Origin of the sequence: Pseudoxanthomonas suwonensis (assembly GCF_000972865.1) — a bacterium.
GTDB classification, from domain to species: domain Bacteria; phylum Pseudomonadota; class Gammaproteobacteria; order Xanthomonadales; family Xanthomonadaceae; genus Pseudoxanthomonas; species Pseudoxanthomonas suwonensis_B.
In genome coordinates this window covers 3529176-3540465 of the sequence record NZ_CP011144.1, presented here as the reverse complement: position 1 = coordinate 3540465, position 11290 = coordinate 3529176, and the positions used below count along the sequence as shown (strand labels likewise).

Annotated in this window: 11 protein-coding genes; 4 read left to right on the top strand and 7 right to left on the bottom strand. The window is 71.3% G+C overall.

Going from position 1 to position 11290, the window contains the following annotated elements:
- The first annotated feature begins 114 nt into the window (after positions 1 to 114).
- Positions 115 to 1341 (top strand): 5-demethoxyubiquinol-8 5-hydroxylase UbiM, encoded by a 1227-nt coding sequence (gene ubiM / locus WQ53_RS14635; protein ID WP_052633439.1) that lies wholly within the window; start codon positions 115 to 117, stop codon positions 1339 to 1341.
- 10 nt (positions 1342 to 1351) lie between these two features.
- Here the strand turns inward: ubiM and WQ53_RS14630 are convergent, their stop codons facing one another.
- From WQ53_RS14630 to WQ53_RS14605, 6 genes are all read right to left on the bottom strand, one after another.
- Entirely contained in the window at positions 1352 to 1906 is a 555-nt protein-coding gene (locus WQ53_RS14630; RefSeq protein WP_052633438.1) for an NADPH-dependent FMN reductase, read from the bottom strand.
- A 232-nt stretch (positions 1907 to 2138) separates the two neighbouring features.
- Positions 2139 to 4448 (bottom strand): thiamine pyrophosphate-dependent enzyme, encoded by a 2310-nt coding sequence (locus tag WQ53_RS14625; protein WP_052633437.1) that lies wholly within the window; start codon positions 4446 to 4448, stop codon positions 2139 to 2141.
- Positions 4449 to 4454: 6 nt separating this feature from the next.
- Positions 4455 to 5111, bottom strand: coding sequence for a glutathione S-transferase family protein (locus WQ53_RS14620; protein ID WP_052634114.1), 657 nt, complete (start codon positions 5109 to 5111; stop codon positions 4455 to 4457).
- On the bottom strand, positions 5108 to 5656 hold the full coding sequence (locus WQ53_RS14615) for a GNAT family N-acetyltransferase (RefSeq protein WP_052633436.1): 549 nt from the start codon (positions 5654 to 5656) through the stop codon (positions 5108 to 5110). Before WQ53_RS14615 ends, WQ53_RS14620 begins: the two co-directional genes overlap by 4 nt.
- A gap of 8 nt (positions 5657 to 5664) precedes the next feature.
- On the bottom strand, positions 5665 to 6828 hold the full coding sequence (locus tag WQ53_RS14610; protein ID WP_052633435.1) for an acyl-CoA dehydrogenase family protein: 1164 nt from the start codon (positions 6826 to 6828) through the stop codon (positions 5665 to 5667).
- Between the two features lie 777 nt (positions 6829 to 7605).
- A complete protein-coding gene (locus tag WQ53_RS14605; protein WP_052633434.1) occupies positions 7606 to 8430 on the bottom strand; it encodes a glycine zipper 2TM domain-containing protein in 825 nt (274 codons plus the stop codon).
- Between the two features lie 153 nt (positions 8431 to 8583).
- Here WQ53_RS14605 and WQ53_RS14600 point away from each other — a divergent pair, with 153 nt between their 5' ends.
- Both WQ53_RS14600 and WQ53_RS14595 read left to right on the top strand, forming a co-directional pair.
- Positions 8584 to 8805, top strand: coding sequence for a DUF6116 family protein (locus tag WQ53_RS14600; RefSeq protein ID WP_052633433.1), 222 nt, complete (start codon positions 8584 to 8586; stop codon positions 8803 to 8805).
- A 37-nt stretch (positions 8806 to 8842) separates the two neighbouring features.
- Entirely contained in the window at positions 8843 to 9628 is a 786-nt protein-coding gene (locus tag WQ53_RS14595; RefSeq protein WP_052633432.1) for a TatD family hydrolase, read from the top strand.
- Between the two features lie 182 nt (positions 9629 to 9810).
- On the opposite strand, the gene WQ53_RS14590 is transcribed toward WQ53_RS14595, so the two are convergent.
- Positions 9811 to 10608, bottom strand: coding sequence for a tRNA threonylcarbamoyladenosine dehydratase (locus WQ53_RS14590; protein ID WP_052633431.1), 798 nt, complete (start codon positions 10606 to 10608; stop codon positions 9811 to 9813).
- A 93-nt stretch (positions 10609 to 10701) separates the two neighbouring features.
- Here WQ53_RS14590 and WQ53_RS14585 point away from each other — a divergent pair, with 93 nt between their 5' ends.
- A complete protein-coding gene (locus WQ53_RS14585; RefSeq protein ID WP_052633430.1) occupies positions 10702 to 11136 on the top strand; it encodes a hypothetical protein in 435 nt (144 codons plus the stop codon).
- The last annotated feature ends 154 nt before the right edge of the window (positions 11137 to 11290 follow it).

The following is an 11290-nucleotide window of genomic DNA, read 5'->3' as shown; positions in this document are numbered from 1 at the left end:
CCGCAGGGCCTCGATGCGTTCCGCTGCGGTCGGGCTTGACCTCGATCAGGGCGCGCGGCGGCGGCGCGCCTAGACTGGCCCGGCCACCCCGAAGGAACGCACAGGAGGATGCAGATGAACCACGACGTCGCCATCGTCGGCGCCGGCCCGGTCGGGCTGTGCCTGGCCCGGGCCTTCGGTCTGCAGGGCCTGCGGGTCGCGCTGGTCGAGCGGCAGCCGCAAGCCGCGCTGGCCGATCCGGCCTTCGACGGCCGCGAGATCGCCCTCACCCACGCCTCGGTCCGGCTGCTGCGCGAACTTGGCGTGTGGCGCCACCTCCCGGCCGGCGAGGCCTACCCGCTGCGCTCCGCGCGGGTGATGGACCGCGACCTGCCGCAGGAGCTGCGGGTCGCCCCGGCCGACGGCGACCGGCTCGGCGAACTGGTCGCCAACCACCTGATCCGCCGCGCGGCCTGGCTGGCCGTGCAGGAGGCGCCCGGGATCGACCTGTACGCCGCGGCCACGCTGCGCTCGATCCACACCGGCGCCGACGCGGCCCGGCTGGAGCTGGACGACGGCACCCGCCTGCAGGCACGCCTGCTGGTCGCCGCCGACAGCCGCTACTCCGAGACCCGGCGCGCGCTGGGCATCGGCGCCGACCTGCACGACTTCGGCCGCAGCATGCTGGTGTGCCGGATCCGCCACGAACTGCCGCACGACCACGCGGCCTGGGAATGGTTCGGCCTCGGCCAGACCCTGGCCCTGCTGCCGCTGTCCGAGCACCTGGCCGGCGCGGTGGTCACCCTGCCCGGCGAGCAGGCCCGCGCCCTGGCCGGCGCCGGCGAGGCCGCCTTCGCCGCCGAACTGCAGCGCCGCTATGGCGGCCGCCTCGGCCGCATCGAACTGGCCGGCAGCCGCCACGTCTATCCGCTGGTGGCGACCTGGGCGCACCGCTTCGCCGGGACGCGCCTGGCCCTGGCCGGCGACGCGGCGGTGGGCATGCACCCGGTCACCGCGCACGGCTTCAACCTGGGCCTGGCCAGCGTGGAGAGATTGTCCGACCTGGCCGCCACCGCGATCGCCCGCGGCCGCGACCTGGGCGATGCGGCGCTGCTGGCCCGCTACGAGCGCCGCCACCGGCGCGGCAGCTGGCCGCTGTTCCAGGCCACCCGCGCCATCGTCGGCCTGTACACCGACGAACGCCTGCCGGCGCGCTGGCTGCGCAGCGCGGCCCTGCGCGCCGGCGCCGGCCTGCCGCCGTTCCGGCGCGCGCTGGCCGCGGCCCTGACCGATGCCAGCCCGGTCGACCCGACCCCGCTGCAGCGGCTGCGCACCGGGCTGGCGCAGCTGCGGCCCGGCTGACGGCGCAGGCTCAGCCGCGCTGGCGGTCGATCCACTCCACGAAGCCGTCGACGAAGTCCTCCAGGAACTCGCGGGTGTCCTGATTGGTCACCCGGCCTTCGTCGTCGATCAATCCGTCCTTGAACTGGAGGTAGGCCTCCGGCTGCGGCAGCACCGCCATGTCCAGGTAGGAGAGGATGTTGCGCAGGTGTTGCTGGGCCATCGCGGTGCCGATCGCGCCGGGCGAGGCGCCGATCACCGCCGCCGGCAGGCCGGCGAAGGCGCTGTCGCCGTAGGGGCGCGAGGCCAGGTCGATGGCGTTCTTCAGCACCCCGGGCACCGAGCGGTTGTATTCCGGGGTGACGAACAGCACCGCGTCTGCGGCGCGGACCTGCTGCTTCAGGGCCACGCCCTCGGCCGGGTAGTCCTCGTCGAAGTCCTGGTCGTAGAACGGCAGGCCACCGATCTCGACATGGTCGAATTCGAGCCGGTCCTCGCCCAGCCGCTCCAGCGCCCGGGCCAGTTGCCGGTTGAACGAGTCCTTGCGGAGGCTGCCGACGAAAACCGCGACCTTGCGAGTGTCCATGGCTGTGCTCCTGTGGGGAGGGTCCATGGATGCTAGGCAGGCGGGTGCGGGCGGCAGGTGAAGATGCGGAAACCCGGCAAATCGAATCTGCCCGTCGTCCCGGCGTGATCAGCCATGACCAGCCATTCGGCTGTTGTGAAGCACCTCGGCTGCTGTAAAGCGCTTCGCGGGGACGACGGCGGCAGGGCGACGCGGAGCCACGATGGGCAATTCCGCATCGCCCGTCCTCGACTCAGCCGGCAAGCTCCGCCGCCGCGGCGACGATGTCGTCCTCGCCCGGGATCACCAGGAACGCGGCGCCGGCCAGCGGCGTGTAGGTGTCGGCGCCGACCACGCGGCGGAACGGCCGCGCGCCGAAGCCGCCCTCGATGATCGCGGTGACCACGCCCTCGCCCACCCCGGCGCTGCGCCGGCCCTCGTCGACGACCAGTATCCGCTTGGCACTGCTCGCCTGGCCGACGATGAAGGCCGCATCGAGCGGCACCAGCCAGCGCAGGTCGACCACGCGCACCTTCCAGCCGTGCGCGGCCTCGATCCGGCGCGCGGCGCGCAGGCTCATCGGCACGCCGTTGCCGTAGGTGAACACCACCAGGTCGTCGGCCCCGTCTTCCGACCCGGACGCGTACACCCGGCCCTCGCCCAGCGCGATTGCCTGGCTGCCCTGCTCCGGGTAGGGGAACAGCCACTGGCCATCGCCGGGCTCGTACAGGTCCTTGGCCATGTACAGCGCGATCGGCTCCAGGAACACCGCCACGCGCCCGTCGACCTTGGCCAGCGCCGCCAGCGCGCGCAGCATGGCGACCGCATCGTCGCCGCGCGAGGGGCAGCCGACCACGATCCCCGGGATGTCGCGCAGCGCCGTGATCGAGTTGTCGTTGTGGAAATGACCGCCGAAACCGCGCTGGTAGCCCAGCCCGGCGATCCGCACGACCATCGGATTGCGGTACTGGTCGTTGCTGAAGAACTGCAGGCTGGCCGCCTCGCCGCGGATCTGGTCGCAGGCGTTGTGGAAGTAGGCCAGGTACTGGATCTCCGGCAGCGGCAGCATGCCCATGTTGGCGTAGCCCTGGGCCAGGCCGAGGATCATGGTTTCGTCCAGCAGGGTGTTGAACACCCGCGCGCCCTTGAACGCCTTCTGCAGGCCCTTGGTCACGGTGTAGACGCCGCCCTTCTGCGCCACGTCCTCGCCGAACAGCAGCGACTCGGGGTACTTGGCCAGCAGCTCGTGCAGGGCCTGGTTGATCTGGATCGCCAGGTGGCGCGGGGCCTGCTTCTCCGGCAGTTTGTCCTCGCCGCCGAAGGCGGCCACCCGCGCCTCGTCCGGCGCGGCGCGCCGCGCCTCGGCCTGCACCGCGTCCGGCGTGTACGGCGCCAGCGGCGCGATCACCTCGGCCAGCGAACCCAGCTTCGGCCGGCGGTCGGCCTCCTCGGCCGCGGCGAAGCAGCGCTGGCGGGTGGATTCGTACAGCGCGAGCAGTTCCCCGGCCGTCATCAGCCCGGATTCCAAGGCGATGGCCGCGCTGCGAAGCAGCGGGTCGGTCGCCTCCACCGCGCACAGTTCCTCGATGCTGCGCCATTCGATCTCGAAGTCGGTGCCGGCGTGGCCCATGATCCGGGTCGTGCGCAGGTGCAGGAAGGTGGGCCGCCGGGTGCGCCGGCAGTGCTCGACCGCCGCCTGGACCTGGCCGTAGCCCGCGGCCAGGTCCAGGCCGTCGGCGGCGAAGTAGTCCAGCCCCGGCATCGCGCGGAAACGGGTGCCGATCCAGCCGTCCGGGGTCTTCACCGAGATGCCGATGCCGTTGTCCTCGCACACGAACAGCACCGGCGCCGGCAGCTTCTGGTAGGCGGTCCAGGCTGCGGCGTTGAACGCGGTCTGCGCGGTGGCGTGGTTGGCGCTGGCGTCGCCGAAGGAACAGATCGCGATGCTGTCGGCCGGCACCGGCAGTTCGTGGCCGATCCGGCGCGCCTGCTCGATCGCCACCGCCGTGCCCAGCGCCTTGGGCAGGTGCGAGGCGATCGTCGAAGTCTGCGGCAGCACCCACAGCGGCCTGCTGCCCCAGACCTTGTGCCGGCCACCGGAGGCCGGGTCCTCGGCGCTGGCGGCGAAGCTCAGCGCCGAGTCCATCACCGGGTCCATCCCCGGCAGCTTGCCGAAGCGCTCGGCCATGAAGCCGCCGCTGCGGTAGTGCAGGAACGCCGGGTCGGTGTGGCGGGTGAGCCGCGCCACCATCGCATTGCCCTCGTGGCCACTGCTGCCGATGGTGTAGAAGACCTTGTTCTGCACGCGCAGCACGCGCGCCATCAGGTCCAGGTGGCGGCTGACCAGCTGCGATTCGAGCAACTCGCGGAAACCGCGCGCGTCCAGCGCGCTGCCCGGCAGGACCGGGTCGCCGTCGCGCGGCCTCGGCGCCGGCGTGCCGCGCCAGGCGCGCACGAACTCGCCGAAGTTGCGGTCGCAGATCTCGGCACGGTTGATGCCCCGTTTCCAGGCAGGAAGGGTCGAGGCCGGAATGGGGCTGCGCTCGTTGCTGGAACCGTTCATGCGAAGTCAGTCCGGAAGGGCGAGCCGCGCCACCGCCTCGTCGTCGAGGTCCGGCATCGGCACGAAACCCGGCGTCGCGCGCACGCGGGCGAGCCAGTCGCCGATGCGCGGGTACGCGGCCAGGTCGAAGCCGCCGTCGGCGGCGCAATGGGTGTAGGCGAACAGGGCGATGTCGGCAATGCCGTAGCCCTGACCGCTGAACCAGTCGGCCGACTGCAGGTGCCGTTCCATCACCGCCAGCGCCTGGTGGCCACGCTCGCGCAGCCGCGGCAGGTCGGCGCGGCGCGGCGAATCGGCCGGGGTCCAGCCGCGGATGAAGCGGGCCACGGCGATGTACGGCTCGTGGCTGTACTGCTCGAAGAACAGCCAGGACAGGGCCTGCGCCTTCAGCCAGGCGTCGTCGGGCAGGAAATTCCCGTGCGGACCCTGGGCACCCTCGGCCAGCCAGCACAGGATCGCGTTGGATTCGGCCAGGACGCGGCCGTCCTCCAGCTCCATGACCGGCACCTTGCCGTTCGGGTTCTTCGCCAGGAACTCCGGGGTGCAGGTGCCGCCGCGCGCGCTGTCGATCTCGACCCAGCGGTAGTCGCGGCCCAGCTGCTCCAGCAGCAGCCGCAGCTTGTAGCAGTTGCCGGACATGGACATGCCGTAGACGGTGATCATCCGCCGCGTTCCCTTCGCGCGGACCACTCCTGGCGCGTCTGGCCCCAGATGTCGATCGTCGCGTCCTCGTACGGCGGCGGCACGCGACCCGGCCCGCGGTTGCGCGAACCCAGGCGCATGGCCAGCCGCCACGACGGCGCGTTGGCCGGGTCGATGCAGTGGATCACCTCGTCCCAGCCCAACTGCGCGAAAGCCCAGTCGATGGCTGCCTCCGCCGCCTCGGTCGCATAGCCCTTGCCCCAGGCATCGGGGTGCAGCGACCAGCCGACCTCGGTGCCCGGCCAGTCTTCCGGGCGCCACGGCCCGACGTGGCCCAGCCAAAGCCCGGACGACTTTTCGACCACCGAGAACATGGCGAAGCCCTGCACCGCCCACGCCCCCGGCATCTGCAGGAACTTGCGCCAGGCCGCCGCGCGCGGCTGGTGGCCGCCTATGTAGCGGCAGGCCTCCTCGTCGGCCAGCAGTTCGGCGTAGCGGTCGAAATCGCCGGCCTGGGGGACGCGCAGGACCAGCCGCTGGGTTTCGATGACCGGAGCGGTCGACATGGCCGGGCTCAGAACGCGTTGATGCCGGTCAGCTCGCGGCCGATCACCAGCTGGTGCACGGTCTCGGTGCCCTCGTAGGTGATCACCGACTCCAGGTTCAGCGCGTGGCGGATCGCGGCGTGCTCGGTGGTGATGCCGGCGCCGCCGAGCAGGTCGCGGCACTCGCGGGCGATGTCGATGGCCATGCGGCAGTTGTTCCACTTGGCCAGCGAGACCTGCGACGGCTGCATGCTGCCGGCATCCTTGAGCCGGCCCAGCTGCAGCACCAGCAGCTGCGCCAGGGTGATGCGGCGGGCCATCTCGGCCAGCTTGATCTGCGCGCTCTGGGTGGCCGCCACCGGGCGCCCGAACAGGATGCGTTCCTTGGAGTAGTTCAGCGCCTCGTCCAGGCAGGCGATGGCGGCCCCGACCGGGCCCCAGGTGATGCCGTAGCGGGCCTGGGTCAGGCAGCCCAGCGGGCCCTTCAGCCCCTTCACGTTCGGCAGGCGGCTGGAATCGGGCACGCGCACGTTGTCGAAGAACAGAGAGGAGGTCACCGACGCGCGCAGGCTCATCTTGTGCTTGATCTCCTGCGCGCTGAAGCCGGGCGTGCCCTTCTCCACCACGAAGCCCTGGATGCCCTCGTCGGTCTGCGCCCAGACGATGGCGATGTCGGCCAGGTTGCCGTTGGTGATCCACATCTTGGAACCGTTGATCACCCAGTCGCCGCCGTCCTTCCTGGCATGGGTCTTCATGTTGCCCGGGTCCGAGCCGCCGTGCGGCTCGGTCAGGCCGAAGCAGCCGATCACCTGGCCGGCGGCCATGTCCGGCAGCCAGCGCCGGCGCTGTTCCTCGCTGCCGTAGGCGAAGATCGGGTACATGCACAGCGAGGACTGCACGCTGACGAAGCTGCGGATGCCGCTGTCGCCGCGCTCCAGCTCCTGGCAGATCAGACCGTAGCTGACCGCGTTGAGCCCGGCGCAGCCGTACTCCTCCGGCAGCGAGGAACCGAGCAGGCCGAGCGCGGCGATCTCCGGCACCAGTTCCTGCGGGAACCGGCCCTGGTCGAAGCAGTCGCCGATGACCGGCAGCACGCGCTCGTCGGTGAAGCGGGCCACGGCCTCCTGGACGGCGCGCTCCTCGTCGCTGAGCAGGGAACGCACGTCGAACAGGTCGTAGGGAGACAGGGCCATGGCGCAAACCGGGTCTGGGAAAGGTTGCGATTGTATCGGCACGCTGCGAGGAGCGGGCAGCGCGTGGCACGGGCAAAGGCCCCCTTCCCGCCCGGTCCGGCCCTCAGGCACAGCCTTCGGGCGTTCATCGGGCCGCACGCCAGTGGCGTGCAAGCAGCCCTCTCCCCCCTTCGCCTGCGGCGAAAGGGGGGCAAGGCCTGCGACGGCGCTGCCTTCTGTAGGAGCCCAGCTTGCTGGCGACCCGGGTGTCGGAACCACGAGGGCGTCGCTTGTGCCGAAGGCGTCGGGTCGCCGGCTGAACCCGGCTCCTACAACAGCCACGGCGCAGCTGCTCTTCATGTAGGAGCTGACTTCAGTCGGCGACACGGGCGTCGGGATCACGAGGGCGTCGCCTGTGCCAATGGCGTCGCGTCGCGGGCAAGCCCGGCTCCTACAGAACGGCGCGGCAGCAAAATGACGGCTGTTGCTTGGGGACGCCGGAACGGAGCCACGACCCCAAAGTTCCCGAAGACGTGGCAGTGCGGGTGTGTTGCGGCAGCGGCCATGGATGGCCGCGTCGGCGAGTCGGCACAGGGATGTGCCGTCGAGACGACCGCAACACACCCGCACTGCCGCGGCTCAGCCCGAAGCCGACCACCCCCGGCGCTCTTGCGGTTGCATTGGCATTGGCTTTGGCCTCTGCTTCCAGCCGTCGCGCCGCATTCCCCCAAACGGGTCAAGAACCAAAAAAGAAGGCCGGCGCGGGGCCGGCCTTCGTTCCGTGCGGGCGCCAGGCGGTTACTGGCGGGCGGTGCCGGTCGGCACCTCGACCACCGCGGTGGAGGTCACGATCTTGCCGTCGACCACCGGCAGCCGGTCGGTTTCCGGCTTCTGGTCCAGGCGCAGGGTGCCCTCCTGGCCGTTGAAGCGGTAGGTCACGTCGTAGCCGACCAGCTTCTCGGTATTGCCCATCGCCACGCGGTTGCCGGGGTTGCTGGCCATGCGCATGGTGCCGGTGGTGCCGTCGGCGTTGCGGTAGGTCACGTTGTAGCCGGTGACCCGGCTGGACTCGGACACCGCCTGCTCGGTGCGGCACTGGCGCTCGGTGCGGGTGACCACCTTGCCGCCTTCATGGCGCTTGTCGACCTGGTTGCCGACCACGCCACCAGCGATGGCGCCGGCCGCGGTGGCGGCCTTCTTGCCGCTGCCGCCGCCGACCTGGTTGCCGAGCAGGCCGCCGATCACGGCGCCGGCCACGGTGCCGCCGACGTTGCCGTCCTTCTCCGGCAGGCGCTCCTGCACCACCACGTCCTCGCAGACTTCCCGGGGCACGGCGGTCTGGGTGGTCTCGCGCACCGGCTCGGTACCGATCACGGTGGCGTAGAGTTTCTCCTTCTGAGTCACCGGTTTGACCCCGACGATCTCGGCGTACTGCAGGGTGTCGACCGGCAACGCGTCATCGGCGGCCGGCGGTGCATCGTCCGCGGCCAGCGCCGGGTCGGCCAGCGCGGGCGCGACGACCGGTTCGGGCTGCTTGTTGCGGTTGTTCATGAAGGCCGCTGTGGCGATGCCTCCGACCAGCAGGGCACCGGCAGCGATCAGGATGGTAGAGGCTTGCTTCATGGCCGTGCTCCTCGCGGGCGGGTCCCGCTGTGTTCGAGCGGATTCCATCATGGCAAAGCTGAACAGGACCCGGAACGCCCGCAACGCCGGTGTTCCGCGGGTCCGTGACGGCCATGGTAGCTTTCCCCCGGGACCTCGAGCGAACCGTCCGTCATGCCCAGCCCCCTGCTGTCGACTTTCATGGAATGGGCGCGCGGCCTGCGCTTCCCGACCCTGTTCAAGGTGACCGCCGCGCTGTTCGCGGTGAACCTGCTGCTGCCCGATCCGGTCCCGTTCGTCGACGAACTCGCGTTCGGCCTGGCCACCCTGCTGCTGGCCAACTGGAAACGGCGCAAGGACCCGCCCTCGCTGCCCGACAACAGCGGACAGCGCTGAACGGCGGAAGGATGCGGCCGTGCCGGAGCCGGACTCCATGCAGCTCGTGGACAGCCATTGCCACCTGGACGCGGACGAGTTCGATGCCGATCGCGCCACCGTGGTCGAGCGCGCCCGCGCCGCCGGCGTGCGGCGGCAGCTCGTCCCGGCGGTGACCGCGGCCAGCTGGCCGAAGCTGCGCGAGGTCTGCCACGCCGCGCCGGGGCTGTATCCGGCCTACGGGCTGCATCCCACCTTCCTCGCCGAACACCGCCCGCACCACCTGGACGAACTGCAGGCCTGGGTCGAGCGCGAACGGCCGCTGGCGATCGGCGAATGCGGGCTGGACTTCTTCGTCGAGGGCCTGGACCGGCAGGCGCAGGCGCGTTATTTCGACGGCCAGCTGCGGCTGGCGCGCGACGCCGGGCTGCCGGTGATCGTGCACGCGCGCCGCGCGGTGGACGCGGTGGTTGCATCGATCCGCCGCATCGGCGGCGACGCGGCGCGGCTGCGCGGGGTGGTCCACAGTTTTTCCGGCAGCCCCGAACAGGCGGGGCAGCTGTGGAAGCTGGGTTTCATGATCGGGCTCGGTGGGCCGCTGACCTACGAGCGCGCGCAGCGCCTGCGCCGGCTGGTGGTGGACATGCCGCTGGAGTTCCTGCTGCTGGAGACCGACGCGCCCGACCAGCCCGACGCTGAGATCCGCGGCCGGCGCAACGAACCGGCACGGTTGCGGCGGGTGCTGGACACCGTGGCGGCGCTGCGCAGGCAGGATCCGGCGGAGATCGCCGCGGCGACCAGCGCCAATGCCGAGCGGCTGTTCGCGTTGCCGGCGGCAGCGTAGGGCCGGATCTGCCGGTGGTGTGCACGCAGGCGCAGGCGACTGGTTCGTGTTTCCGACGCCCGTGCCGCCGACTGGAGTCGGTTCGGCTGTTGTAGGAGCCGGGTTTAGCCGGCGACACGCCACGTCGGCACAGGCGACTCCCTCATTTTCCCGACGCCCGTGTCGCCGGCTGAACCCGGCTCCTACAAGGGAGCGCGGGGCTTGAGCAGCATTTCCAGCGCCTTGCCCGCCGCGGCGAAGGCGAACGCGCCAGTGATGTGGGTGGCCGCGCCCAGGCCCGCGCCGCAGTCGAGCTTGAGCGCGGCATCGGCGCCCAGCTGCGGACGCAGGCCGCAGACGCTACCGTCCGCCTGCGGGTACTTCACATTCTCCAGCGAGTACACCGCCGGCACGCCGAAGTAGCGCTGCGGGTTCTTCGGGAAATTGAACTCGCCGCGCAGCTTCTTGCGCACCAGCGCCAGCATCGCATCGTGCTCGGTGCGCGACAGGTCGCGCACCCGCACCAGGGTCGGATCGGTGCGCCCGCCGGCCGAGCCGACGGTCAGCACCGGCTGCTTGCGCCGCCGGCACCAGGCGATCGCCTCGACCTTGGTGCGGAAGCTGTCGCAGGCGTCGACCACCAGGTCGAAGCCGCCGCCGAGCAGCTCCTCGAGGTTGGCGCCGGTGAGGAAGGCCGGCACCGGCCGCGCCTCGATCAGCGGATTGATCGCCCGGCAGCGCTCGGCCATCGCCTCGGCCTTGTTGCGCCCGTACTGCCCGGCCAGCGCCGGCAGCTGGCGGTTGGTGTTGGACACGCACAGGTCGTCGGCGTCGATCAGTGCCAGGCCGCCGACCGCCGAGCGCGCCAGCGCCTCGGCCACCCAGGAGCCGACGCCACCCAGCCCGACCACGGCCACGCGTCGCGCCGACAGCCATTCCACCGCGCCGCGGCCGTACAGCCGGTCGATGCCGGCGAATCGTTCGAGAACGGATGCATCCATGCGCGCATTCTAGCGGGGCTGTGCCGATGCCCGCGGCCGACCTATCATCCCCGCACGCCATCCACCGTCCGTCGTCCCCAGGGAGCCCGCCGCATGGCCAGCCAGGAACCCCGCCGCCCGAGCCACGCAGGCCGCTACCTGTTCCTTTTCCTGCTCGGCCTGCTCGTCGGTGCGGTCTGCGCGGTGATGGCGCTGCGCGCGCTGCAGGCGCGGATGGATCCGTTTCCCGAGGCACTGATGAACGTGATGCAGCGCCAGTCGGTGGAGCTGCGCAACTCGGCCAAGGCCAATCGCTGCACCGGCAGCGACACCCTGCCGCGGCTGCAGTCGCTGCGCGCGCTGTCCAACGACATCGAGGCCGCGTTCCCGGGCCTGCGCGACGACGCGCGCTTCGGCACCGCCGCCAGCGGACTGCGCGCGACCCTCGACCAGGCGCTGGCGTCGCCTCCTGCGGACTGCGCGCAGCTGGCCGCGGTCAACGAGCGCATCGGCGAGGACTGCAAGGCCTGTCACCGCGATTTCCGCTGAACCGCCGCTGAGGCCGCGGGGCGCGATGCGCACGGCGTCGCGTCCGCTTGGCACTGCATTCACGTTGTGCGGATGACGATGTTCGTGCAGCGCGACGAGGCACACTGGACATCAATCCGCTTCCACCACCCGTCGTATTCCACCACCCGTCATA

Excerpts from the sequence above, each read along its gene's own strand:
- ubiM (WP_052633439.1), top strand. The coding sequence starts at position 115 with ATGAACCACGACGTCGCCATCGTCGGCGCCGGCCCGGTCGGGCTGTGC.
- WQ53_RS14630 (WP_052633438.1), bottom strand. The coding sequence starts at position 1,906 with ATGGACACTCGCAAGGTCGCGGTTTTCGTCGGCAGCCTCCGCAAGGAC.
- WQ53_RS14625 (WP_052633437.1), bottom strand. The coding sequence starts at position 4,448 with ATGAACGGTTCCAGCAACGAGCGCAGCCCCATTCCGGCCTCGACCCTT.
- WQ53_RS14620 (WP_052634114.1), bottom strand. The coding sequence starts at position 5,111 with ATGATCACCGTCTACGGCATGTCCATGTCCGGCAACTGCTACAAGCTG.
- WQ53_RS14615 (WP_052633436.1), bottom strand. The coding sequence starts at position 5,656 with ATGTCGACCGCTCCGGTCATCGAAACCCAGCGGCTGGTCCTGCGCGTC.
- WQ53_RS14610 (WP_052633435.1), bottom strand. The coding sequence starts at position 6,828 with ATGGCCCTGTCTCCCTACGACCTGTTCGACGTGCGTTCCCTGCTCAGC.
- WQ53_RS14605 (WP_052633434.1), bottom strand. The coding sequence starts at position 8,430 with ATGAAGCAAGCCTCTACCATCCTGATCGCTGCCGGTGCCCTGCTGGTC.
- WQ53_RS14600 (WP_052633433.1), top strand. The coding sequence starts at position 8,584 with ATGCCCAGCCCCCTGCTGTCGACTTTCATGGAATGGGCGCGCGGCCTG.
- WQ53_RS14595 (WP_052633432.1), top strand. The coding sequence starts at position 8,843 with ATGCAGCTCGTGGACAGCCATTGCCACCTGGACGCGGACGAGTTCGAT.
- WQ53_RS14590 (WP_052633431.1), bottom strand. The coding sequence starts at position 10,608 with ATGGATGCATCCGTTCTCGAACGATTCGCCGGCATCGACCGGCTGTAC.
- WQ53_RS14585 (WP_052633430.1), top strand. The coding sequence starts at position 10,702 with ATGGCCAGCCAGGAACCCCGCCGCCCGAGCCACGCAGGCCGCTACCTG.